The organism is Arthrobacter sp. MOO21, from assembly GCF_057369995.2.
Genome location: NZ_CM170671.2, coordinates 2,073,039 through 2,096,548, shown reverse-complemented (window position 1 = coordinate 2,096,548; position 23,510 = coordinate 2,073,039). Strand labels below are relative to the sequence as shown.

Here is a 23,510-nt window from a genome sequence, read left to right as displayed (position 1 = left end):
ACAAGTGCCGCCGGACGCGCCGGCGGCGGCCGGAAGGGGCTGTGGCATGCAGGGAACCGTTAACGAGGACGAAGAAGCGCGCCAGCATGTGCTGTCCGCGTTGGCAGGGGAACGCGGCCTCGGCCTCGCAGCGGATCCGGACTTTGACCGGCGCCTGGCGGAACACTTTCCCACCCTCCGCAGCCTCTTCCATTCGCTGTACGGCGACCGGACGGACTGGCTGGAGCAGCTGTCCGCCCTGGTGGTCCAGAGCGCGCGGTCCTGGCAGGAGCGCCCGCAGGAGCTGAAGGCCCTGGACGCCGAGCGGGAAGGCAACCCGGACTGGTTCCAGTCCAACGGCATGCTGGGCGGGGTCTGCTACGTGGACCGCTATGCCGAAAGCCTGGAAGGAGTACGGGCGCGGATCCCTTACTTCAAGGAACTCGGCCTCACCTACCTGCACCTGATGCCCCTGTTCCTGGCACCCGAGCCGCACTCCGACGGCGGCTACGCGGTATCCAGCTACCGGCAGGTCAACCCCAAGCTGGGGACCATGGACCAGCTGCGGTCGCTGGCCGCGGAACTGCGCAGCAACGGCATCAGCCTGGTGGTGGACTTCATCTTCAACCACACCTCGGACGAGCACGAGTGGGCGCGGAAGGCTGCTGCAGGAGACCCGGAGTACAGCGACTACTACTGGATCTTCCCGGACCGCACCATGCCGGATGCCTTTGAAGGGAACGTGCGGGAAATCTTCCCCGAAAACCACCCGGGGTCCTTCATCCAGATGGCGGACGGCCGCTGGGTCTGGGCCACGTTCCACACCTACCAGTGGGACCTGAACTACTCCAACCCGGACGTCTTCCGGGCCATGGCGGGCGAGATGCTGTTCCTGGCCAACCAGGGCGTGGACATCCTGCGCATGGACGCCGTGGCCTTCATCTGGAAACAGCTGGGCACTCCCTGCGAGAACCTGCCGCAGGCCCACACGCTGCTGCGGGCCTTCAACGCCGTGTGCCGACTGGCGGCGCCGTCGCTGCTGTTCAAGTCCGAAGCCATCGTGCACCCGGACGAGGTGGCCCTCTACATCGACCCCGCCGAATGCCAGCTTTCCTACAACCCGCTGCAGATGGCGCTGATCTGGGAGTCCCTGGCCACCCGGGACGTCTCCCTCCTGGCCCAGGCGCTGGAACGCCGGCACAACATCCCGGACGGCACGGCCTGGGTGAACTATGTGCGCAGCCACGACGACATCGGCTGGACCTTCGCGGACGAGGACGCCGCCGAGCTGGGTATCAACGGCTTCGACCACCGGCGGTTCCTGAACTCTTTCTACGTGAACCGCTTCCCCGGCAGCTTCGCCCGTGGGGTGCCCTTCCAGGACAATCCCAAGACAGGTGACTGCAGGATTTCAGGCACGACGGCGTCGCTGTGCGGCATGGAGGTCAACCCGGCGGAGGCGGTGGAACGGATCCTCCTGGCCCATTCGGTGCCGTTCAGCACCGGCGGCGTCCCGCTGCTGTACCTGGGCGACGAGGTGGGCCAGGTCAATGACTACGCCTACGCCTCCGAACCGGGGCACGAGGCTGACAGCAGGTGGGTGCACCGGCCGCACTTCCCCGCCGAACAGTACGCCCGCCGCGATGACCCCGCCACGCCGGAAGGCGCGGTGTACGCGGGCCTGAAGCGGATGATCGAGGTCCGGGCCAACACCCCGGAACTGGCCGGGACCACGCTGGTGGACTTTGCCACGAACAACAGCTCGGTGCTCGGGTACCAGCGGCCAGGGGACCCGGCCGGCGTCGACAGCACCATCCTGGCCCTGGCCAACTTCGGTGACTCGCCCCAGACCCTGCCCCCGGATACCTTCGGCGGGTACTCGCCTGCCGCCGTCGACCTTCTCTCCGAAGCGGCCCTGGACCTGGCCGACGGCGTCACGCTGCTCCCCCGCCAGTACCTCTGGCTGCGCGTCACGCCCAAGTAAGCAGCGCCAAGTGCCGTTTTGACGGCTCATAACGACACTTGGCGCCACCCAGTTGGGCCACCGGGGGCGGCGCGTGAAACCATACGGACCATGGCCTCCAAGATTGCGTACCAGGGTGAGCCCGGCGCCAACTCCAATATCGCGTGTCAGCAGATGTTCCCGGACATGGACAGCGTCCCATGCGCCAGCTTCGAGGACGCGTTCGAGCTGGTAAGCAGCGGCGAGGCGGAGCTGGCCATGATCCCGATCGAGAACTCCATTGCCGGGCGGGTGGCGGACATCCACATCCTGCTCCCGCAGTCCAACCTGCAGATCGTGGGTGAATACTTCCTGCCCATCCACTTCGACCTGCTGGGCATTCCTGGCAGCACCATCGAAGGCGCCACCGAAGTCCACAGCCATATCCACGCGCTGGGCCAGTGCCGGAAGCTCATCCGCGACCACGGCCTCAAGCCGGTGATTGCCGGTGACACCGCTGGATCTGCCCGTGAAGTGGCCGAGTGGAACGATCCGCGCAAGCTCTCCCTCGCTCCGCCGCTCGCCGCGCAGATCTACGGCCTGGAGGTCCTTGCGTCCCGGGTTGAGGACGATCCCTCCAACACCACCCGCTTCGTGGTCCTGGCCCGGGAAACGGCGCTGCCGACCCGGGAGGAACTTCCCGGACCGGCAGTCACCAGCTTTGTGTTCCGCGTCCGCAACGTCCCCTCCGCCCTGTACAAGGCGCTCGGGGGTTTCGCCACCAACGGCGTGAACATGACGCGGCTGGAGAGCTACATGGTGGGCAACGAATTTGCCGCCACCATGTTCATGGCGGATGTGGAAGGCCACCCCGAGGACCTGCCGCTGAAGCTGGCCCTCGAGGAACTGGACTTCTTCACCACCGAGGTGCGGATCCTCGGCGTCTACCCGGCGGCGGACTACCGGGCGGCGGCCGCCACGGCCTGACGCGGCTGCGCGGGTGCGGCCTTCAGCAGCGGCCCGAAGAACGCACCGAGCTCCGCGGTTGCCGTCAGCGGCAGGACGTTGGCCACGTACTGGTCCGGGCGGACCACCACCACAACGCCGTTCCGGTCCAGGCCCCGCAGGTCGAAAATATCGGACTTGGGGTCGGTGGCGTACACCTTTTCGTAGTCGGTGAGCTTGAACGGGCCCACCTGCGGTTTGAAGACGGCGGGCACGGCGCCGATGTCGACGCCGGTATGCGGCTGCTGGTAGATGACTTTCAGGTCGAACCACGCGTCCAGGTCCGCGCCGGCAGGGGTGGCGGCCAGCGGGGACTCAGGCGACTTGGCAAACCACTCGGCGAGCATATCGGTGGCCGAGTTGGTGCCGGGCAGGGCGGGGTCCGCGAAGACGTAGATCCGCCAGCGGCCGTCAGCCGTTGCGTGATGGCCCAGGTGGATGGGGTTGGTGTCGCCCACGCGGACCACAGGCGCGGACTTGAAGCGTTTGCCCACGGGGAACCCGGCGGCCAGGTCCTGGTGCCCGGCGCTGCCGACGATCAGGGACGGGGCGTACTGGGTCATGAATCCGGCAGGGAACTCCGCGGTGCGCACGTAGAAGTCTTCGAGGTCCGAGGGGTGCTCGAAGTCCTCCGGCTTCTTGGCCATCATGGTTGACCACTCCTTGTCGAAGTCGATCAGGTTCTTGGCCACCACCTGCCGCTCTTCGGAGTAGGTCGTCAGCAGGCTTTCCGGGCTGCGGCCCTCCAGGACGTGCCCCAGCTTCCAGGCGATGTTGAACCCGTCCTGCATGGAGACGTTCATGCCCTGGCCGGCCTTGGCGCTGTGCGTGTGGCAGGCGTCGCCGGTGATGAAGACGCGCGGGGTGCGGGTTCCGCGGTCCTGCGGCAGCACATCGTCGAACCTGTCCGTGAGCCGGTGGCCCACCTCGTAGACGCTGTGCCAGGCTACGTTGCGGACGTCCAGGGTGTACGGGTGGAGGATCTCATTGGCCTTGGCGATGATTTCCTCGATGCTGGTGTTCCGGACGGCGTGGTGGGTGGCCGGATCCACCTCGCCCAGGTCCACGTACATGCGGAACAGGTGGCCGCCCTCGCGGGGGATCAGCAGGATGCTGCCTTTTTCACCTTGTATGGCGCACTTGGTGCGGATGTCGGGGAAGTCGGTGACGGCGAGGGTGTCCATCACGCCCCAGGCGTGGTTGGCCTGGTCGCCGGCAAGCGTGCAGCCGATCGCCTGGCGCACCTTGCTGCGGGCGCCGTCTGCGCCGACCACATACTTGGCCCGGACAATGCGCTCCTGCCCCTCCTTCGGGCCCGCGGTGTGCCGGAGCGTCACGGTCACCGGGTAGTCGCCCGCGCCGGTAACCTCGAGGCCTTCGAAATCGTAGCCATAGTCGGGCTTCAGGCGGGTTGGCGAGTTGGCCGCAAACTCCGCGAAGTAGTCCAGCACGCGGGCCTGGTTGACGATCAGGTGCGGGAATTCGCTGATGCCTGTCTCATCGTCCACGGCACGGGCAGCCCTGACGATGTTCGCGCGGTTGGCGGGGTCCGGCTTCCAGAAGGCCATCTCGGTGATCCGGTAGGCCTCTGCGATGATCCGCTCCGCGAAGCCGAAGGCCTGGAAGGTCTCGACGCTGCGGGCCTGGATGCCGTCGGCCTGGCCGATGGCCAGGCGGCCGGGGCGGCGCTCGATGATGCGGGTGGTCACGCTGGGAAACATGGACAGCTGCGCGGCGGCAAGCATCCCCGCCGGGCCGCTGCCCACGATGAGCACGTCCACTTCCTCAGGAAGCTCCTCGGGGCGGTCAAGGCCGACGCCGGCGGCCGGAAGGACGCGGGGGTCACCGGATACATATCCGTGGTGGTGGAACTGCACGGGTTTTCCTCACTTCGTTGTGGATGACTAAGCAATGTGTTCTATATCAGAACACTTGATTCGATAATCGAAAACTGGGAACTTGATTTCCACTGTACGCCGGATGTGACGCGTGCGACAAGTGGCTCCTTCCCCATCGGAAAACTCCGGAAAATCAGGGGGTTGACGGATGCCGCGAATCTGGGGATAGTGATCGTATACGATTTCGTACCTGATGAGGAGATGCTTTGGAGCAGGTCAACGGCGACACCCTGGCAGCAGCGCGCAAGGTGATCGCGGTGCACGTCAACTACCCCAGCCGGGCTGCCCAGCGCGGCCGCACCCCGGCCCAGCCGTCCTACTTCCTCAAGCCTTCCAGCTCGTTGGCAACCAGCGGGAGCGCTGTGGAGCGGCCGGCCGGTTGCGAGCTGCTCGGCTTCGAGGGCGAGATCGCCTTGGTGATCGGCAAGGCCGCCCGCCGCGTTTCGATCGAGGATGCCTGGAGCCACGTCGCCGCCGTCACGGCGAGCAACGACCTCGGCGTCTACGACCTTCGCTGGGCTGACAAGGGCTCCAACCTCCGGTCCAAGGGCGGCGACGGTTTCACCCCGGTGGGCCCGGCACTTATTCCGGCAGACGCCGTCGACCCTTCCCAACTGCGCATCCGCACCTGGCACAACGGCCGCCTTGTCCAGGATGACACCACCAAGGACCTGCTTTTCCCGTTCGCCCTGCTGGTGGCGGACCTGTCCCAGCTGCTCACGCTCGAAGAAGGCGACATCATCCTCACCGGCACCCCGGCCGGCGCTTCGGTCGCAAAGCCCGGAGACGTGCTGGAGGTTGAGGTGGGCACCGTTGATGGGGCCCTGTCCACGGGCCGCCTGGTCACCAGGGTGGAGGAGGGCACGACGGCGTTCGCCGACTTTGGTGCCCGGCCCAAGGTTGATGACCTGCAGCGGGAGGAGGCCTACGGATCCCGCGAAGCCGCCGGGCTTCCGGCAGTGGCCACTGCCCTCTCCCCCGAGCTGAAGGCCAAGCTCGAATCGGTGGCCACCGCCACGCTGTCGTCGCAGATGCGCAAGCGCGGCCTGAACAACGTGAGCATCGACGGGCTGCAGGCCACCCGCCCGGACCGCCGAGTGGTGGGCCTGGCCCGGACCCTTCGCTACGTTCCCAACCGCGAGGACCTGTTCAAGACCCACGGCGGCGGGTTCAACGCCCAGAAGCGCGCCATCGATTCCGTCAACGAGGGCGAAATCCTGGTCATGGAGGCCCGCGGCGAGAAGGGCACCGGCACTGTGGGTGACATCCTGGCCCTGCGCGCCCAGGTCCGCGGCGCGGCAGCCATCATCACCGACGGCGGCGTCCGCGACTACTCAGCCGTAGCGGACCTGGACATGCCCACCTACTTCGCCAACCCGCACCCCGCGGTGCTTGGCCGGCGCCACATCCCCTGGGACACGGACATCACTATCGCCTGCGGCGGCGCCACCGTGCAGCCCGGCGACATCATCGTGGCAGATTCCGACGGCATCCTGGTGATCCCGCCGGCCATCGCAGAAGAACTGGCGGACGACTGCATCCAGCAGGAAAAGGAAGAGGCCTTCATCTTCGAGATGGTCAGGCAGGGCAACAGCGTGGACGGCCTCTACCCGATGAACGCCGAGTGGCAGAAGAGGTACGCGGAGTGGGAACGCATGGGAAGCAAGACCAATGACTGAGACCCTTGCGGTGGCCGGCAGCAAGGCCGAACAGGCGTACCAGGCCGTGAAGGCACGGATCGTCGAAGGCAGTTACACCCCCGGCTACCGGCTGGTCCTGGGCTCGATCGCCAAGGACCTCGGCTTCAGCGTGGTCCCCGTCCGCGAGGCCATCCGGCGGTTGGAGGCCGAGGGCCTGGTGACCTTCGAACGGAATGTCGGCGCCACGGTAGCCGGGATCGATCCCACCGAATACCTCTACACCATGCAGACCCTGAGCATCGTGGAGGGCGCCGCCACCGCGTTGTCGGCGCCGCTGATCGATCCTGCGGCCATCGCCCGGGCCCGGGCCGTGAACGAAGACATGCGGAAGTGCCTGGACCACTTCGATCCCGTCCGCTTCACGCAGCTCAACCAGGACTTCCACAGCGTCCTGTTCGAGCACTGCCCCAACCCGCACATCCTGGACCTGGTGCACCGCGGCTGGAACCGGCTCGCCGCGCTCCGGTCCTCCACGTTCCGCTTCGTCCCCGGCCGCGCCCGGGACTCGGTGGAGGAACACGAGAACCTGCTGAAGCTCATCGAAACCGGAGCCGACGCCGACACGATCGAAAAAGCAGCCCGCCAGCACCGAACGGCCACCCTGGACGCGTATCTGGCCCAAACCACCTAAAACGCAACGCCAAGACCACTTGTACGAATAGAACGCAGTAAGGACTTCAACGATGACGACCTCAGTAGAAACCAGCAAGCACTACGTTCCCGAGGACTTGCCCTCCCACATCCAGCACTACATCAACGGCCGGTTCGTTGACTCGGTCTCCGGGAAGACGTTCGACGTCCTGGACCCGGTGTCCAACCGGAACTACGCCACCGCCGCGGCCGGGCAAAAGGAGGACATCGACCTCGCCGTCGCCGCCGCCCGCGAAGCGTTCACCAACGGCCCGTGGCCCAGGATGAAGCCGCGTGAACGCGCCCGCGTCCTTAACCGGATCGCCGACGCCGTGGAGGCCCAGGAAGCCCGGCTCGCCGAACTGGAAACCTTCGACACCGGCCTGCCGATCACCCAGGCCAAGGGCCAGGCACTGCGTGCGGCGGAGAATTTCCGGTTCTTCGCCGACCTGATCGTGGCCCAGTTCGACGATGCCATGAAGGTCCCCGGCTCGCAGATCAACTACGTGAACCGCAAGCCGATCGGCGTGGCCGGCCTGATCACCCCGTGGAACACACCCTTCATGCTCGAGTCCTGGAAATTGGCCCCGGCCCTGGCTACCGGCAACACCGTGGTCCTCAAGCCCGCCGAGTTCACCCCGCTCTCCGCCTCCCTGTGGGCCACCATCTTCAAGGACGCCGGGCTGCCGGACGGCGTCTTCAACCTGGTCAACGGCCTCGGTGAGGAAGCAGGCGACGCGCTGGTCAAGCACCCGGACGTGCCGCTGATCTCCTTCACCGGGGAGACCACCACGGGCCAGACGATCTTCCGGAATGCCGCAGCGAACCTGAAGGGCCTGTCCATGGAACTGGGCGGCAAGTCCCCCTGCGTCGTCTTTGCCGACGCCGACCTGGACGCCGCCATCGATTCCGCCCTGTTCGGCGTCTTCTCCCTCAACGGCGAGCGCTGCACGGCAGGCTCGCGGATCCTCGTGGAACGCGCCATCTACGACGAGTTCTGCGAGAAGTACGCCGCCCGGGCGAAGAACATCGTGGTCGGCGATCCCCACGACCCCAAAACGCAGGTGGGTGCCCTGGTCCACCCGGAGCACTACGAGAAAGTGGCCTCCTACGTGGAGATCGGCAAGTCCGAGGGCAGGCTCCTGGCTGGCGGCGGCCGCCCGGACCACCTGCCCGAAGGCAACTACATCGCACCCACGGTGTTTGCCGACGTCGCCCCCGAGGCCCGGATCTTCCAGGAGGAAATCTTCGGACCCGTCGTGGCCATCACCCCGTTTGAGAACGACGACGAGGCCCTCGCCCTGGCCAACAACACCAAGTACGGTCTCGCCGCCTACATCTGGACGCAGAACCTGACCCGGGCGCACAACTTCTCGCAGAACGTCGAAGCCGGCATGGTGTGGCTGAACAGCCACAACGTCCGCGACCTGCGCACCCCGTTCGGTGGCGTCAAGGCCTCCGGCCTGGGCCACGAGGGCGGCTACCGCTCCATCGATTTCTACACCGACCAGCAGGCCGTGCACATCACGCTCGGCAGCGTCCACACCCCCAAGTTCGGCAGCATCGAAGACTCTGCCGCCAACGAGGGCTAATTTCCTTCCCCTTACCTGCTCAAAGAAGAGAGACTCCAATGACCAATTTCGTCCCCACCCCCACCGTCCCTGCTCCGGACATCGTCCGCTGCGCCTACATGGAGATCGTCGTCACCGACCTCGCCAGGTCCCGGGAGTTTTACGTGGATGTCCTGGGCCTGCACGTCACCGAAGAGGACGAGAACGCGATCTACCTGCGCTCCCTGGAGGAGTTCATCCACCACAACCTGGTGCTGCGCAAGGGACCCGTCGCCGCCGTCGCCGCCTTCGCCTACCGGGTGAAGTCCCCGGCCGAGGTGGACGCCGCCGAGGCCTACTACAAGGAGCTCGGCTGCCGGGTGGAGCGCCGCAAGGACGGCTTCACCAAGGGCATCGGCGACTCCGTCCGCGTCGAGGACCCCCTGGGCTTCCCTTACGAGTTCTTCTACGAGGTGGAGCACGTGGAGCGCCTCACCCAGCGCTACGACCTCTACTCCGCCGGTGAACTGGTTCGGCTGGACCACTTCAACCAGGTCACCCCGGATGTCCCCAAGGGCCGGGCGTACCTGGAGGACCTGGGCTTCCGCGTCTCCGAGGACATCAAGGACTCCGACGGCGTCACCTACGCCGCGTGGATGCACCGCAAGCAGACCGTCCACGACACCGCCCTGACCGGCGGCAACGGCCCGCGCATGCACCACGTGGCCTTCGCCACGCACGAGAAGCACAACATCATCCAGATCTGCGACAAGATGGGCGCCCTGCGCATCAGCGACAGGATCGAACGCGGCCCCGGCCGGCACGGGGTGTCCAACGCGTTCTACCTCTACATCCTGGACCCGGACGGGCACCGCATCGAGATCTACACCCAGGACTACTACACCGGCGACCCCGACAACCCCACCATCACCTGGGACGTCCACGACAACCAGCGCCGCGACTGGTGGGGCAACCCCGTGGTCCCCTCCTGGTACACCGAAGCCTCCCTCGTCCTGGACCTCGACGGCAACCCGCAGCCGGTCATCGTCCGCGAAGAAAAGTCCGAGATGGCGGTGACCGTGGGGGCCGACGGCTTCTCCTACACCCGCAAGGACGGCTCGCCCGAAGGCGACCGGACCGGCTTCAAACTGGGAGTCCAGGTCTAGCCATGCTGGAGCCCAAGACGATTGAGGCCATCGCGGACGAGCTGGTGGAAGCCGGCCGCACCCGCACCCCTGTCCCCCGCCTGACCGCCCGCTACCCGGACATGACCGTGGAGGACTCCTACGCGGTGCAGCAGCTGTGGCGGCGCCGGAACGAGGAAGCCGGCCGGACACTGGTGGGGCGCAAGATCGGCCTCACGTCCAAGGCCATGCAGGCTGCCACCGGCATCACCGAACCTGACTACGGCGCCATCTTCGATGACATGGTGCTGGAGACCGGCTGCTCCGTGCCTTGGGACCTGTACACGCACCCGCGGGTGGAGGTGGAACTGGCGTTCGTGCTGAAGGACGGGCTCAAGGGCCCCGGCGTGACCATCTTCGATGTCCTCAAGGCCACCGACTACGTGGTTCCGGCCCTGGAGATCCTGGATTCCAGGATCGAGATGGAGGGCCGGACCATCGTGGACACCATCTCGGACAACGCCGCGATGGGCGCCATGGTGATCGGCGGCAACCCGGTCAAACCCGATGCTGTGGACCTGCGCTGGGTTTCCGCCATCCTGTACAAGAACCAGACCGTGGAGGAAACCGGAGTGGCGGCCGGCGTGCTGGACCACCCCGCCAACGGCGTGCACTGGCTCGCGAACAAGATCGCCGCCCACGGCGACTGCCTGAAGGCCGGGGACATCATCCTTGCGGGCTCCTTCACCCGGCCCCTGTGGGTTTACAAGGGTGACACCGTCCACGCCGACTACGGACCCCTCGGGAGTGTCACATGCCGTTTCGAATAGAAGATACCTTCCGGTCCGCCCTGGCCGCGGAAAAGCAAAAAGGTAGCGCGGGCCGGCCGCTGGCCGGCATGTGGGTGTGCTCCGGCAGCCCGCTGGTCGCCGAACTCTGTGCCGGGTCCGGCCTGGACTGGCTGCTGGTGGATGCCGAACACAGCCCCAACGGACTCGAATCCATCCTGGCCCAGCTCCAGGCCATCCACGGCTATCCCGTGCACATCCTGGTCCGGCCGCCTGTGAACGACACCGTGGTGATCAAGCAGTACCTGGACCTGGGCGTGCAGAACCTGCTGATCCCCATGGTCAATTCTGTGGCTGAGGCCGAGGCCGCCGTGGCTGCCACCCGCTACCCGCCGCAGGGCGTCCGCGGCGTGGGCTCCGCTCTTGCCCGGGCGGCCCGCTGGAACCGGGTCCCGGACTACCTCGCCCGGGCCAACGAAACCATCGCCGTCACCGTCCAAATCGAATCCACCTCCGCCGTCGAGGCCGTGGAGGACATCCTCAAGGTCGACGGCGTGGACGCCGTGTTCGTCGGACCGTCAGACCTCGCCGCCTCCATGGGCCTGCTGGGACAGCAGGAACACGCCGAGGTGCGTGCCGCCGTCGAACACTGCCTCGCCGCAGCCAAAACGGCCGGCAAACCTGCCGGCGTGAACGCCTTCAACCCGGACACCGCAGAGCATTACCTCGCGAAGGGCGCCAGCTTCATCCTGGTCGGAGCCGACGTCGCACTCCTGGCCCGCGGCTCCGAAGCCCTGGCCGCGAAGTACATCAAACCTGCTGACGGCGACGCCCGCGCCAGCTACTGACCAACTTTTAGGACTTATGCAATGACAGTCACGTCTACGGTTTCCCCTGCCCTCGCACCGGAGCGCGAGGCTTCCCTGCTCGCCTCGGTGCCCACCGGACTGCTGATCAATGGTGAGTGGCAGGAGGCGTCCGACGGCGGCACGTTCGACGTCCACGATCCCGCCACCGGGGAGGTACTCGCCACCCTCGCCTCCGCCACCAGCGGTGACGCCATCGCCGCACTGGACGCCGCCGACGCCGCCCAGGCCTCCTGGGCCCGCACCGCGCCCCGGGTCCGGTCCGAGATCCTGCGCCGCGCCTTCGACCTCGTCACCGAACGCGCCGAAGACTTCGCCCTGCTGATGACCCTGGAAATGGGCAAACCCCTGGCTGAAGCCCGCGGCGAAGTCACCTACGGGGCCGAATTCCTGCGCTGGTTCGCCGAGGAAACCGTCCGCGACTACGGCCGCTACCTCACCACACCCGAAGGCAAGAACAAGATCCTCGTCCAGCACAAACCCGTCGGGCCCTGCCTGCTCATCACCCCCTGGAACTTCCCGCTGGCCATGGCCACCCGCAAGGTCGCCCCCGCCGTCGCCGCCGGCTGCACCATGGTCCTCAAACCCGCCAAGCTCACCCCGCTCACCGCGCAGTACTTCGCGCAGACCATGCTCGACGCCGGCCTGCCCGCCGGGGTCCTGAACGTCGTCGCCTCCTCCTCCGCCTCCGGGATTTCCGGGCCGCTGCTCAAGGACTCCCGGCTGCGGAAGGTCTCCTTTACCGGGTCCACCCCCGTCGGCAAGCGCCTCATGGCCGACGCCGCCCAAAACGTCCTGCGCACCTCGATGGAACTCGGCGGGAACGCACCGTTTATCGTGTTCGAAGACGCCGACATCGACAAGGCAGTCGAAGGCGCCATGGCGGCGAAGATGCGGAACATGGGCGAAGCCTGCACCGCCGCCAACCGGTTCTTGGTGCACGAAACCGTCGCCCAGGAATTCACCCGCAAGTTCGCCGCTGCCATGGGGGCACTAACCACGGGCCGCGGCACCGATCCCAGTGCACAGGTCGGGCCCCTGATCGACGGGGGCGCCCGCGACGACGTGCATAACCTGGTCACCGCGGCAGTGGATGCCGGGGCTATTGCCGTCACCGGCGGCGCCCCCGTGGACGGACCCGGCTACTTCTACCAGCCCACCGTCCTCGCCAACGTCCCCAACAACGCCGCAATCCTCGGCCAGGAAATCTTCGGACCCGTCGCCCCGGTCACCACCTTCAGCACCGAGCAAGAGGCCATCAAGCTCGCCAACAGCACCGAGTACGGCCTCGCGTCCTACCTCTACAGCCGCGACGTCAACAGACTCCTCCGCGTCGCGGAACAGATCGAATTCGGCATGGTCGGCTTCAACGCCGGCGTCATCTCGAACGCCGCGGCACCCTTCGGCGGCGTCAAACAATCAGGGCTCGGCCGCGAAGGCGGCACCGAAGGCATCGCCGAATACACCACCACCCAATACATCGGCATCAACGACCCCTACGCAGGCTGACCGCCGGGAATAAGCACGGGCACCTGCTGCCCGGGCTGGCCCAGTTTTAGCGGCGGGAATCCCGGAAACCCGGGGTTCCCGCCGCTATTCGGCCTCCAAAAGTGGGCCAGTGCGGCACCGGCTGGTTCAGCCGACGCGGGTGTAGCTGATGTCCGTCTTCCCCGCCGGGGCGGTGGAAAGTGTCACGTACGTGCCCTGGGCCTTGCTGGCATTCCCGGGCAGGGCTCCGGGCAGGGCTCCGGGCAGCGAGACGTAGCTGCCCTCAAGCCGGGGCGGAACCTCCGAGCCTGCGGGCATGGAGACGTAGCTGCCTCCCCGGGGGGTGTAGGGGGCCTCTTCAGCGAGGTAGGACTGCAAAGTCATGGTGTTTCTCCCTGTTTCTCGGAGTGGCGGCGACCGAATTCCCACACCCGTGCGGCCACGGTCCAGGACGGGGCCTGGTTCTGGCTGCTGGGTGTTTGGTGGTATTGGCTGCTTGGATCCGGGGAGGGATTCACCGGCGGTGTTCGAGGGCTGCGCCGGCCTGACGTCGATTGTAGGGTCTAACCTGACAAGTTCACAATAAGGTGTCCGATTTTTTACGCCGTTCCCTCTCCGCCAACAGTCCTGCGCACAAAGACAAGAGCCGGGCCATGCCGTAAACCACACTGGGAGCAACCCGCTACGCCGACCGGCTGGCGTCCTTGCTACTCGAAGTGGAGTATCCCTTGGAAACCTACGATGCACTTCTCGCGTCCATTGCCCCCGCACCCGGCACCGGCCGGACCATCCTTGACCCGGCAACCGGCGAAGCCGTCGGCGAGGCCCCCATCCACAACCTCGACTTCCTTGAGGAGGCGGTCACGGCGGCCGTCGCCGCCCAGCCCGCCTGGGCTGCCCTGGGCCACGACGCCCGGTCCGCCGCGCTCCTCAAAGCAGCCGACGCCGTCGAACGCTCCGCCGAGGAACTCGCCCGGCTGCTCTCCCGCGAGCAGGGCAAGCCGCTGAACGGCCCCAACGCCCGCTTCGAAGTGGGCGCCTGCGTCGCGTGGCTCCGCGCCACCGCCAGCCTGCCGCTGGAACCGGAAACCATTGTGGACGACGGCGAAACCCGCGCCGAACTGCACTACCGGCCCATCGGGGTGGTGGGCGCGATTGGTCCGTGGAACTGGCCCATGATGATCGCCGTCTGGCAGCTCGCCCCCGCCCTGCGGATGGGCAACGCCGTAGTGGTCAAGCCCTCCGGGAACACTCCGCTGTCCGTCCTGGCGCTGGTCAGGGTCCTCAACGAGGAGCTCCCCGAGGGCATCCTCTCGGTGGTCTCCTGCGGCCGCGAGGTGGGCGCCCGGCTCACGGACCACCCGGCGATCGGCAAGATCATGTTCACCGGTTCCACCGCCGGCGGCCGCGCCATCATCAAGTCCTCCGCAGACACCGTCAAGCGGCTCACGCTGGAACTCGGCGGGAACGACGCCGGCATCGTCCTGCCCGACGCCGACCCCAAGGCCATCGCGCAGGACATTTTCTGGGGCGCCTTCCTGAACACCGGCCAGACCTGCGCCGCCCTCAAGCGCCTCTACGTCCACGACAGCATCTACGACGCCGTCTGCGAGGAACTCACCGCCGTGGCCAAAGCGATGCCGATGGGCAACGGCCTGGACGAGAACAACGTCCTGGGCCCGCTGCAGAACCAGGCACAGTACGACGTCGTGGCGAACCTCGTGGAGGCAGCGAAGGCTTCCGGAGCCCGCGTCCTCCTCGGTGGAAACCCCGACACCAGCCAGCCCGGCTACTTCTACCCCACCACGCTGGTGGCCGACATCGACAACGACAACCCGCTGGTGGCCGAGGAACAGTTCGGTCCGGCCCTGCCGATCATCCGGTACAGCACCGTCGACGAGGCCGTGGAGAAGGCGAACGGGCTGGACGTCGGCCTCGGCGCCTCGGTCTGGTCCCCCGACCTGGCGGCCGCCCGTGAGGTCGCCGCACGGATCCAGGCCGGCACAGTGTGGATCAACCGGCACGGCGCGGTCGATCCCCGCATCCCCTTCGGCGGAGCCAAGCAGTCCGGCTACGGCGTCGAGTTCGGCGTCGAGGGCCTGAAGGCGCTCGGCGTCCCGCAGGTCATCAACGGCTGACGTTCCGCCGGCAGGCGGCTTCTGCCGTCCGGGCCGCCGCTACCCCATCGCCGGGGCGGCGGCGGTCCGGCCGGAGAACTGCCGGCGGGCCCAGCGCGCGAGCTTCCTGCCCTTGCCCTTCCACCAGTTGTCCTCGTCCTGGTCGTGGTGGAACCGGAAGACGATGGCCACGAGCACGAACATACCCATCACCACGTCAATCCAGGAAGCCAGAACCAGTGCGATGAAGACTGTCAGGGCGTTGGCCATAATGGACGGGATGGCCAGTGTGCGGAACACCGTGCTGGCCACATAACGCCGGTGCGACCGCGGGACGGACAGCTCCCGCACCATGTCGAAGCAGACGCATACCACCACGACGGTCTGCCCAATGGCCAGGAGGACCTGGCCTGGAATTGAGCCGCTGAACGCGGCCACCGCTTCCATCCCGGGGCTCATGGCCGGTCCTTGGGATGGAGACTTTTGCTGAGATCCTTAAACACGGAAAACCCCCAGAACTTGTGGAACCACCGCCGCTGATCCGGCGATGGTTCCATTCAAGTTTTGGGGGCCTTTTGGGTCACGAGTAGTGGGTACTCAGTTTTTTCCGGGTTGGCGGGGGCAGGTACTTGCTGGCCTGCGCCTGCTCGTTGGTGCCTATTGACCGATCGCCCGCGGCCGCCACAGCACCACGGCCTGCGACCGGGGCCGTGGCCGCTGGCCCCGGGCCAGGCTCACCACGTCTCCGGCGGCGCCCGCGGCGAAGATGCGGGAATCGAACGCCTGCGGCCGGCGGCCCAGTTCCTCGGTCAGCTCGGCCACCCGGCTTTGGAGCGCGGCCACTTGGTTCTCGAGTTCCAGGATGCGCTTGATCCCCTCCAGCGACACGCCCTCCTGCGACAGCCGCTGCACTTCACGCAGCATGTTCACGTCGCGCTGGGAGTAGCGCCGGGACTTCCCGGGGGCGCGGCTGGGCTTGACGATGCCCAGCCGGTCGTACTGCCGCAGCGTCTGCGGGTGCATGTCCGCCAGCTCAGCCGCCACGGAGATCACGAAGATGGGCTGGTCAGCATTGATGTCCACGGCTCACCTCCGCTCCTAGAGCCGGGCCTTGGCTGCCAAGCCCTCACGGACGTCGGCCGACGACGTGGCTTCGGCAAAGGCCTTCACCGCGGCTTCGGCGTCCTTGTTGAGGTTCTTGGGAACCGCGACGTCGATGGTGACCAGAAGGTCGCCGGTGGCCTTGGACGTCTTCACACCCTTGCCCTTGACCCGCAGCGTACGGCCCGACGGCGTCCCCGCCGGAACACGCACCTTCACCTTGTCGCCGTCGATCGTTGGCACCTCGATGTCGGCGCCCAAAGCAGCCTCCGGGAAGGTGACGGGAACATGGATGCGCAGGTTGTCGCCGTCGCGCGTGTAAAAAGCGTGGGGCTGGACGGAGACGGACACCACCAGGTCGCCATTGCCGGCAGCACCGGGCTGCCCCTTGCCGCGGACGCGGACCTTCTGGCCGTCCTTGATGCCGGCCGGCACCCGGACGTCGATGACCTCGCCGCTCGGTTCCCGCAGGCCGATGGTGGTCCCGCGGATGGAGCCGGCGAAGGAAATGGTCGTGGAGGCGGTCCGGTCGGCTCCCTTCTGCGGCGTGCGCTGGAATCCGGCGCTTCCGCCGAACCCACCGAAGAGGTCGGCGAACTCGGGCGGGATGCCGCCGCCCGCGGGGTTGAAGCCGCCGGCATGGCGTCCGGTGTTGCCCGTGAACAGGCCGCCGAACATGTCCTCGAACCCGGCGTTGCCGCCGCCGGCACCGCCGGGGGCGAACCGGGCACCGCTGCCCATGGCCCGGATGGCGTCGTACTGCTGGCGCTCGTCTGGATCGGAAAGCACAGAATAAGCCTCGGAGATGTCCTTGAACTTCTTCTCGGAAGCAGCGTTTCCCGCGTTGGTGTCAGGGTGGTGCTGCCGCGCAAGCTTCCGGTAGGCCTTCTTGATGTCGGCGTCGGAAGCGTCCTTGGCAACACCAAGGATCTTGTAAAAGTCCTTGTCCACCCAATCCTGGCTAGCCAATGGCGTTTCCTTTCTTGTACAAACCTGAGTTTCCGGCTGGGCAACGCTCCGCTGGATAGGGGGCCGTGCCCGCTCCGCGGTGCCCGCCACGCCGCGGCCCCCTATCCAGCTGCGCTTCGCTTGCTCCCACCTTAGGTGAGACGAGCGCTGAGCGACGGACGGATAAGGGGGCCCGGGAGTGGCATCGGGCCTGCCGGAGCTGGGTGGCTGAGGATCGCAGATCCTCAGCCACCCAGCGTAGGGGCGGGGCCCCCTTGTCCGTTCGGCGCGCCTTATGGAGGAACTAAGCCGGGACCGCCACAATTACCTGGGCTGCGCGGAGGACGCGTTCGCCCGACTTGTAGCCGGAGCGCAGCACCTGGCTGACGGTGTCAACCTCGATGTCCTCGCCGGGCTGCTGGATCAGGGCCTCGTGGATCGTGGGATCGAACTCCACTCCGGTCTCGTTGATGCGGACCAGGCCGTAGGTCTTCAGCGCGTTCTCCAGTTTGGTGGCGATCGCGGCGAAGGGACCGTCGGTGAGGTCGCCGTGCTGCCGGGCGGCGTCGACGTCGTCCAGGACCGGAAGCAGCGAGTTCAGGACGCCGATGACGGCCATTTCCCCTGCCACGGCGCGGTCGCGTTCCACGCGCTTGCGGTAGTTGACGTACTCGGCCTGGAGGCGGAGCAGGTCGTTGCGCAGTTCGGCTGCTTCGGCGTTGCCGGCAGCTCCCGCCGGAGCCCCCTGGGCCACGGATTCCTCGGCCGGCACTTCCATGCCGTTGAGGATCTCCTCGGCCTGGGCAAGCGCGTCGCCGTCGGAATCCGCCGCTCCGGCCTGGGCGCCGGCCCCGGGGGCAGTGTTTCCGCCTTCAGCGTGACTACCCTCCGGGTGCCGGGCCTGCCCGGTCACCGGGTCAACCTTGCGGTGGTCCCGGATGACCGGCTCCTGGCCGTTGCCCTGCTCGTTCTGCCGGTTCGCGGATGTGTTGTGCTCTTCCTCGTTACCGTGGTGCGGCATGGCTACTTCTTCGCTTCGTCTTCGTCGATGATCTCGGCGTCGACGATGTCTTCGTCAGCCTTGCCGCCTGCGGGAGCGCCTGCGGCACCTTCGGCACCGGCAGCGCCTGCACCGTCCGGCGAACCGGCCTGGGCGTAGATGGCTTCGCCGAGCTTGGTCTGGGAAGCCTGCAGCTTCTCGAATGCGGACTTCACAGCGGCGTCGTCGGTGCCTTCGAGGGCCTTCTTGAGGCTGTCGACGTCGGCCTGGACCTCGGTCTTGACCTCCTCGGGCAGCTTGTCCGCGTTGTCGGCGATCAGCTTGTCCACGGAGTAGGCCAGCTGCTCCGCCGTGTTGCGGGTGTCGGTCGCCTCGCGGCGGGCCTTGTCCTCGGCTGCGTGCTCCTCGGCGTCACGGACCATGCGGTCGATGTCTTCCTTGGAGAGGCTGGAGCCGCCCGTGATGGTCATGGACTGTTCCTTGCCGGTGCCCTTGTCCTTCGCGGAGACGTGGACGATGCCGTTGGCGTCGATGTCGAAGGTGACCTCGACCTGGGGGACGCCGCGCGGGGCCGGAGCGATGCCCGTCAGCTCGAACGTGCCCAGCGGTTTGTTGTCGCGGGTGAACTCACGCTCGCCCTGGAAGACCTGGATGGCCACGGACGGCTGGTTGTCGTCAGCGGTGGTGAAGGTCTCGGACCGCTTGGTGGGGATGGCGGTGTTGCGCTCGATCAGGTGCGTCATCACGCCACCCTTGGTTTCGATGCCGAGGGACAGCGGGGTGACGTCGATCAGCAGGACGTCCTTGCGCTCGCCCTTCAGCACACCGGCCTGCAGGGCTGCGCCCACGGCAACGACCTCGTCGGGGTTGACGCCCTTGTTGGGCTCCTTGCCCCCGGCCAGTTCCTTCACCAGCTCGGAGACGGCGGGCATACGGGTGGAGCCACCCACCAGCACGATGTGGTTGATGTCGGAGAGCTTGATGCCAGCTTCCTTGATGACGTCGTGGAACGGCTTCTTGGTGCGCTCGAGCAGGTCCTTGGTGAGGTCCTGGAACTTGGCGCGGGTCAGCTGCTCATCCAGGTGGACCGGGCCGTCGGGGGTGACGGAGAGGTACTGGAGCGAAACGTTGGTGCTGGAGGAGGAGGAGAGTTCCTTCTTGGCCTGCTCGGCAGCTTCGCGGAGGCGCTGCAGTGCGATCTTGTCCTTGGAGAGGTCGATGCCCTTGACCTTGAGCTGGTTCAGCAGGTAGTCAACGACGCGCTGGTCCCAGTCGTCACCGCCCAGGCGGTTGTCACCGGCGGTGGCGCGGACCTGGATGGTGGAGAAGTTGTCTTCGTCCTTGCCGACTTCCAGCAGGGAGACGTCGAAGGTGCCGCCACCGAGGTCGAAGACCAGGATGAGTTCGTCTTCCTTGCCCTTGTCCAGGCCGTAGGCGAGTGCTGCGGCGGTGGGCTCGTTGACGATGCGCAGGACGTTCAGGCCCGCGATTTCACCGGCTTCCTTGGTGGCCTGGCGCTCGGCGTCGTTGAAGTAGGCCGGGACGGTGATGACAGCGTCGGTGACCTTTTCACCCAGGTAGCTCTCGGCGTCGTTCTTCAGCTTCATGAGGATACGCGCGGAGATTTCCTGCGGGGTGTACTTCTTGCCGTCGATGTCCACCTTCCAGTCGGTGCCCATGTGGCGCTTGACCGAAGCGATGGTGCGCTCGATGTTGTTGACGGCCTGGCGCTTGGCGATTTCGCCAACCAGGACCTCGCCGGACTTGGAGAATGCAACCACCGACGGCGTGGTGCGGCCACCCTCGGCGTTGGCAATAACGGTGGGCTCGCCACCTTCGAGAACGGAGACGACGGAGTTGGTGGTTCCGAGGTCGATACCTACTGCACGTGACATGTGTTGCTTCCTTCTTTCCTTGGAAACTGGTTGGCGCCCAGAGTGATTGAGCGTTCTGCACTCAACTTTACTCAGGGCGCCAACGATGTCAACCCAAACTTGAGCGAAGGTGACTCAACTTTGCGGTGGCGGTCGGTCAGCGGGGATGGTTTTCCCCTGCATCACGGGGATTGGGGGAGCATGGGGCACGACGGCGGCTGGCCAGTTCGCTGCTGGAGAACCTGCCGCCGGGCTTCTTACCTGCCGGTATCCGGATCCCCGTGGAGGGGGCCGCGCTCTTCGGGAGTTGCCTGCACCTGCCCGTCGGTGAGCCCCTCCCGGACAGCGCCCTCCGTCCGCTCGGCGTCCGTGGCACCCGCGTCGCCGTAATCGCCCTCCGGATATTCGCCGTCGGCCAGGTTGTCCGCGGGGACATTGACGCGGCCGGCGTCCCCGTAGTCGCCGTCCACGTACTGCCCGCCCTCGCCCTCCATACCAGGAGCGGCATCGTCCCTGCGGGGTTCTTCGGCTGCGGATTCAGGATATTCAGTCATGGTGATCTCTCCTTCGAGGCTCCGCGTCCATGCGGGCGCACTGGCAGTCTACCGAGCGGGGATTTCGGCCAACAGGGGTTCTGCAGGCGCCGTTTCCGGGGTCCTGCCCAGCTTGCCGGGCCACCAGATCCTGGGCCCAATGTCGTACGCCAGGGCCGGCACCAGCAGCGAGCGCACCAGCACGGTGTCCAGCAGCACGCCGAACGCCACGATGAACGCGAGCTGCACCAGGAACATGATGGGGATGACGCCCAGGGCGGCGAAGGTTGCGGCCAGCACCACGCCTGCGGAGGTGATGACGCCGCCGGTGACGCTGAGGCCGCGGAGGATGCCGGGCCGGGTGCCGTGCTTGAGGGACTCCTCGCGGACCCGGCTCATCAGGAAGATGTTGTAGTCCACGCCCAGCGCCACCAGGAAGACGAAGCCGAACAGCGGAACGGTGGCGTCGGCGCCGGGGAAACCGAAGAGGTTATTGAACACGAGGGCCGAAACACCGAGCGCGGCGGCGTAGGACAACACCACGGAGAGCACCAGCAGGATCGGGGCCACGATGGAGCGCAGCAGCAGCATCAGGATGAACAGGATCACCACGAGGACCACCGGGATGATGACCACCAGGTCGTGCTGGGCCGTCGTATTGGTGTCCAGCGCCGTGGCGGTCACGCCGCCCACCAGGGCACCGGGATCAACGGCTTTCACCTCCGTGCGCAGGGCCTTGATGGTCTCCTCCGCCTCCAGCGAGTCGGCCGCATCGTTCAAGATGGCATTGATGAGCACCTTCCCGTCCCGGACGTCCGGAGCGGTGGGGGCACCGGGGGCTCCGGCGATGGGCACGCTGCCCTGGCCGAGCAGGTAAGCCTCGCCCACGCCGTCGTCCGCTTTCACCCGGTCCAGCACCTGCGCTGCCTTGCCCTGGTCTGCAACCACGACGGCGGGGCTGCCGCTGCCGGCGTCGAAGTGGCGGGCCAGTGCGTCCTGGCCGTCCACGGCGTTGGAGGCGGTGAGGATGACGTCGGTTTGCGGCACGCCGTTGGCCTTGAGCTGGAGCAGGCCGCCGGCGGCTGCCACCAGGAGCAGGACCGAGGCAACCCATACCGTCCGGGGCCGCCGGGCAACCAGGGAACCGGTGGCGCGCCACAGGCCCTTTTGGCCTTCCAGGCCTGTGACCAGCTCCGGCTCGCGCTGGTCGGCCGGGACCAGCCTGGGACGGAACGGCCAGAAGGCTGCGCGGCCGAGCAGGGCCATCAGTGCGGGCAGCAGGGTGAGTGCGGCGAAAAGTGCGCACAGGATGCCGGCGGCCGCGACGGGGCCCAGGGCCCTGTTGGAATTGAGGTCTGAGAAGAGCAGGCACAGGAGCGCGATGATCACCGTTGCGCCGGAAGCCAGGATGGGCTCGAAGGAAGCTTTCCAGGCAGTCAGGACGGCGGCCGTGCGGTTGGTCGTGTGGGTGAGGGCTTCACGGAATCGCGCCACGAACAGCAGCGCGTAGTCGGTTGCCGCACCGATCACGAGGATGGAGAGGATGCCCTGGCTTTGGCCGTTCAGCTGGATCCAGCCGGCCTTGGCCATGCCGAAGACCAGCAGGATGGCCGCGCAGAGGGCGAAGACGGAGGTCAGCAGCACCATGATGGGCAGCAGCAGGGACCGGTAGACGACCAGGAGGATCACAAACACCGCGGACAGGGCAACGAGCAGGAGGATGCCGTCGATGCCGCCGAAAGCGGACGTGAGGTCGGCGGCCAGACCAGCCGGGCCGGTGACGAAGGTCTGGGTCCCTTCCGGGGCTGCCTCGTTGACCGCATCTCGGAGTTCCTTGACCGCTTCCTTGATCTCATCGGAGGAGCCGATCGGGACCACGAACTGCACAGCCTTGGCGTCCTTCGACGGTATCGGCCCGATCACCGCGCTGCCCAGCTTGAGGTCCTCAAGGCTCGTTTTCAGCGCTGCCAGCTCCCCCAGCTGCGCCGGAGTGAAGGCTTGGCTGTTCTCGATGACGATGATGCCCGGAACCTCGTCGGAGTCGCGGAACTTCGCCTGCCAGTCCTGCGCTTCGGTGGCCTCGGCGCTGGCGGGCAGGAAGGACGCCTGGTCGTTGGACGAGACTTCCTCCAACCGGCCGAAGGTGGGGCCTCCGACGCCGGCAAGCCCCAGCCAGGTCAGCACCAGGATGGCGGGGACCAGCCAGCGCAGCCAGAAGGGAGCACGCTCTTTGCCAGCTTTTGTGCGATTCATGATGCCTTCCATGCGGGAGAATACGGAGTAATATTTGTTCCATCATAGATTATCTCCAGCATAGAGATAAGTGGCTGACGAGCTTTTTTGAATGTCCTCCTGTCCGAGGGCAGGGCTGCAGTAATATCCCTCAGGACGCCCGAAGCAATCCACGGGCCGCAAACCAGGAATCGTCGGGGAGGTGGGCATGGCACGCGAAAAGTCACCGGACTCATCAACGGCCGCGGCATCGGCCGCCCCCGGGGGGCCGTCCCATCCGTTGCTCCGCCTCCTCCAGGAGTTCACCATGGAGGCCAACCGCTACGTTGATGCCGCCGGCGGCCGGAAGGACATGCACCGCACGGACATGAACGCCCTGGCCGTCATCATGCGCCACACTGCCGCGGGCAGCGAGGTGACTCCCGGCGTCCTGCGCAGGGAACTGAACCTGAGCTCCCCGGCCACCACCGCCTTGATCGACCGCCTGGACAGCTCCGGGCACATCGTGCGGGAACGGAACAGCACCGACCGGCGCCAGGTCCAGCTGAAGATGACCCCCAAGGCGTTCCAGGAGGGCGGTGCGATTTTCGCCCCCTTGGCGCAGCACATGGGAAGCGCCATGGCCGCCTTCTCCGATGAGGAACTGGAAACCGTCACCCGGTTCATCACGGCCATGGTGGAGGCTACCGTGGCGGCAAGGACGGAATCCGACTAGGTCGCATGGGTAAGGAGTAG

Annotated in this window: 20 protein-coding genes; 11 read left to right on the top strand and 9 right to left on the bottom strand. The window is 66.7% G+C overall.

Going from position 1 to position 23,510, the window contains the following annotated elements; genetic code table 11:
• Positions 1-46: 46 nt before the first annotated feature.
• Both AC2JAJ_RS09650 and AC2JAJ_RS09645 read left to right on the top strand, forming a co-directional pair.
• On the top strand, positions 47-1,963 hold the full coding sequence (locus AC2JAJ_RS09650) for an amylosucrase (RefSeq protein ID WP_486416042.1): 1,917 nt from the start codon (positions 47-49) through the stop codon (positions 1,961-1,963).
• Between the two features lie 90 nt (positions 1,964-2,053).
• A complete protein-coding gene (locus AC2JAJ_RS09645; protein WP_486416043.1) occupies positions 2,054-2,908 on the top strand; it encodes a prephenate dehydratase in 855 nt (284 codons plus the stop codon).
• Here the strand turns inward: AC2JAJ_RS09645 and AC2JAJ_RS09640 are convergent.
• Positions 2,881-4,803: an FAD-binding monooxygenase gene (locus AC2JAJ_RS09640; protein ID WP_486416044.1), complete on the bottom strand. Its 1,923-nt coding sequence runs from the start codon at positions 4,801-4,803 to the stop codon at positions 2,881-2,883. The genes AC2JAJ_RS09645 and AC2JAJ_RS09640 overlap by 28 nt on opposite strands.
• Positions 4,804-5,030: 227 nt before the next feature.
• On the opposite strand from AC2JAJ_RS09640, the gene AC2JAJ_RS09635 reads away from it, so the two are divergent.
• From AC2JAJ_RS09635 to AC2JAJ_RS09605, 7 genes are read left to right on the top strand one after another with little or no spacing between them, the layout of a single operon-like run.
• Positions 5,031-6,503, top strand: coding sequence for a fumarylacetoacetate hydrolase family protein (locus tag AC2JAJ_RS09635; RefSeq protein WP_486416045.1), 1,473 nt, complete (start codon positions 5,031-5,033; stop codon positions 6,501-6,503).
• Positions 6,496-7,155 (top strand): GntR family transcriptional regulator, encoded by a 660-nt coding sequence (locus AC2JAJ_RS09630; RefSeq protein ID WP_486416046.1) that lies wholly within the window; start codon positions 6,496-6,498, stop codon positions 7,153-7,155. The genes AC2JAJ_RS09635 and AC2JAJ_RS09630 overlap by 8 nt, the downstream gene beginning before the upstream one ends.
• A 52-nt stretch (positions 7,156-7,207) precedes the next feature.
• The gene (gene hpaE / locus AC2JAJ_RS09625; RefSeq protein ID WP_486416047.1) at positions 7,208-8,746 is read left to right on the top strand and encodes a 5-carboxymethyl-2-hydroxymuconate semialdehyde dehydrogenase; all 1,539 of its coding nucleotides are present in this window, start codon (positions 7,208-7,210) and stop codon (positions 8,744-8,746) included.
• A gap of 38 nt (positions 8,747-8,784) precedes the next feature.
• Complete coding sequence (gene hpaD, locus AC2JAJ_RS09620) at positions 8,785-9,870, top strand: 3,4-dihydroxyphenylacetate 2,3-dioxygenase (RefSeq protein WP_486416048.1); 1,086 nt, start codon at positions 8,785-8,787, stop codon at positions 9,868-9,870.
• 2 nt (positions 9,871-9,872) lie between these two features.
• On the top strand, positions 9,873-10,658 hold the full coding sequence (gene hpaH, locus AC2JAJ_RS09615; RefSeq protein WP_486416049.1) for a 2-oxo-hept-4-ene-1,7-dioate hydratase: 786 nt from the start codon (positions 9,873-9,875) through the stop codon (positions 10,656-10,658).
• Entirely contained in the window at positions 10,643-11,464 is an 822-nt protein-coding gene (locus AC2JAJ_RS09610; RefSeq protein WP_486416050.1) for an HpcH/HpaI aldolase family protein, read from the top strand. The genes hpaH and AC2JAJ_RS09610 overlap by 16 nt, the downstream gene beginning before the upstream one ends.
• 21 nt (positions 11,465-11,485) lie before the next feature.
• A complete protein-coding gene (locus tag AC2JAJ_RS09605) occupies positions 11,486-12,991 on the top strand; it encodes an NAD-dependent succinate-semialdehyde dehydrogenase (RefSeq protein ID WP_486416051.1) in 1,506 nt (501 codons plus the stop codon).
• Between the two features lie 126 nt (positions 12,992-13,117).
• On the opposite strand, the gene AC2JAJ_RS09600 is transcribed toward AC2JAJ_RS09605, so the two are convergent.
• Positions 13,118-13,354: a hypothetical protein gene (locus AC2JAJ_RS09600; RefSeq protein ID WP_486416052.1), complete on the bottom strand. Its 237-nt coding sequence runs from the start codon at positions 13,352-13,354 to the stop codon at positions 13,118-13,120.
• A gap of 344 nt (positions 13,355-13,698) precedes the next feature.
• Here AC2JAJ_RS09600 and AC2JAJ_RS09595 point away from each other — a divergent pair, with 344 nt between their 5' ends.
• Positions 13,699-15,108, top strand: coding sequence for an aldehyde dehydrogenase family protein (locus AC2JAJ_RS09595; protein ID WP_486416053.1), 1,410 nt, complete (start codon positions 13,699-13,701; stop codon positions 15,106-15,108).
• 39 nt (positions 15,109-15,147) lie between these two features.
• Here AC2JAJ_RS09595 and AC2JAJ_RS09590 read toward each other — a convergent pair whose 3' ends face one another.
• The 7 genes from AC2JAJ_RS09590 to AC2JAJ_RS09560 form a co-directional block, all read right to left on the bottom strand.
• Positions 15,148-15,534, bottom strand: a complete 387-nt coding sequence (locus AC2JAJ_RS09590; protein WP_486416712.1) for a hypothetical protein — start codon at positions 15,532-15,534, stop codon at positions 15,148-15,150.
• Between the two features lie 210 nt (positions 15,535-15,744).
• Complete coding sequence (locus tag AC2JAJ_RS09585; RefSeq protein ID WP_221387433.1) at positions 15,745-16,170, bottom strand: heat shock protein transcriptional repressor HspR; 426 nt, start codon at positions 16,168-16,170, stop codon at positions 15,745-15,747.
• Positions 16,171-16,185: 15 nt separating this feature from the next.
• Positions 16,186-17,157 (bottom strand): DnaJ C-terminal domain-containing protein, encoded by a 972-nt coding sequence (locus tag AC2JAJ_RS09580; RefSeq protein WP_221387432.1) that lies wholly within the window; start codon positions 17,155-17,157, stop codon positions 16,186-16,188.
• Positions 17,158-17,440: 283 nt separating this feature from the next.
• Positions 17,441-18,157 carry a nucleotide exchange factor GrpE gene (locus AC2JAJ_RS09575; protein ID WP_486416054.1) on the bottom strand — a complete coding sequence of 239 codons (717 nt, stop codon included), beginning with the start codon at positions 18,155-18,157 and terminating at the stop codon, positions 17,441-17,443.
• Between the two features lie 2 nt (positions 18,158-18,159).
• Positions 18,160-20,031, bottom strand: coding sequence for a molecular chaperone DnaK (dnaK, locus tag AC2JAJ_RS09570; RefSeq protein ID WP_221387430.1), 1,872 nt, complete (start codon positions 20,029-20,031; stop codon positions 18,160-18,162).
• Positions 20,032-20,267: 236 nt separating this feature from the next.
• Complete coding sequence (locus AC2JAJ_RS09565) at positions 20,268-20,564, bottom strand: hypothetical protein (protein ID WP_221387429.1); 297 nt, start codon at positions 20,562-20,564, stop codon at positions 20,268-20,270.
• A gap of 48 nt (positions 20,565-20,612) precedes the next feature.
• Positions 20,613-22,796, bottom strand: a complete 2,184-nt coding sequence (locus AC2JAJ_RS09560) for an MMPL family transporter (RefSeq protein WP_486416055.1) — start codon at positions 22,794-22,796, stop codon at positions 20,613-20,615.
• 187 nt (positions 22,797-22,983) lie between these two features.
• Here AC2JAJ_RS09560 and AC2JAJ_RS09555 point away from each other — a divergent pair, with 187 nt between their 5' ends.
• Entirely contained in the window at positions 22,984-23,490 is a 507-nt protein-coding gene (locus AC2JAJ_RS09555) for a MarR family winged helix-turn-helix transcriptional regulator (RefSeq protein WP_486416056.1), read from the top strand.
• The last annotated feature ends 20 nt before the right edge of the window (positions 23,491-23,510 follow it).

Excerpts from the sequence above, each read along its gene's own strand:
- AC2JAJ_RS09650 (WP_486416042.1), top strand. The coding sequence starts at position 47 with ATGCAGGGAACCGTTAACGAGGACGAAGAAGCGCGCCAGCATGTGCTG.
- AC2JAJ_RS09645 (WP_486416043.1), top strand. The coding sequence starts at position 2,054 with ATGGCCTCCAAGATTGCGTACCAGGGTGAGCCCGGCGCCAACTCCAAT.
- AC2JAJ_RS09630 (WP_486416046.1), top strand. The coding sequence starts at position 6,496 with ATGACTGAGACCCTTGCGGTGGCCGGCAGCAAGGCCGAACAGGCGTAC.
- hpaE (WP_486416047.1), top strand. The coding sequence starts at position 7,208 with ATGACGACCTCAGTAGAAACCAGCAAGCACTACGTTCCCGAGGACTTG.
- hpaD (WP_486416048.1), top strand. The coding sequence starts at position 8,785 with ATGACCAATTTCGTCCCCACCCCCACCGTCCCTGCTCCGGACATCGTC.
- hpaH (WP_486416049.1), top strand. The coding sequence starts at position 9,873 with ATGCTGGAGCCCAAGACGATTGAGGCCATCGCGGACGAGCTGGTGGAA.
- AC2JAJ_RS09610 (WP_486416050.1), top strand. The coding sequence starts at position 10,643 with ATGCCGTTTCGAATAGAAGATACCTTCCGGTCCGCCCTGGCCGCGGAA.
- AC2JAJ_RS09605 (WP_486416051.1), top strand. The coding sequence starts at position 11,486 with ATGACAGTCACGTCTACGGTTTCCCCTGCCCTCGCACCGGAGCGCGAG.
- AC2JAJ_RS09600 (WP_486416052.1), bottom strand. The coding sequence starts at position 13,354 with ATGACTTTGCAGTCCTACCTCGCTGAAGAGGCCCCCTACACCCCCCGG.
- AC2JAJ_RS09590 (WP_486416712.1), bottom strand. The coding sequence starts at position 15,534 with ATGGAAGCGGTGGCCGCGTTCAGCGGCTCAATTCCAGGCCAGGTCCTC.
- AC2JAJ_RS09575 (WP_486416054.1), bottom strand. The coding sequence starts at position 18,157 with ATGCCGCACCACGGTAACGAGGAAGAGCACAACACATCCGCGAACCGG.
- dnaK (WP_221387430.1), bottom strand. The coding sequence starts at position 20,031 with ATGTCACGTGCAGTAGGTATCGACCTCGGAACCACCAACTCCGTCGTC.
- AC2JAJ_RS09565 (WP_221387429.1), bottom strand. The coding sequence starts at position 20,564 with ATGACTGAATATCCTGAATCCGCAGCCGAAGAACCCCGCAGGGACGAT.
- AC2JAJ_RS09560 (WP_486416055.1), bottom strand. The coding sequence starts at position 22,796 with ATGAATCGCACAAAAGCTGGCAAAGAGCGTGCTCCCTTCTGGCTGCGC.
- AC2JAJ_RS09555 (WP_486416056.1), top strand. The coding sequence starts at position 22,984 with ATGGCACGCGAAAAGTCACCGGACTCATCAACGGCCGCGGCATCGGCC.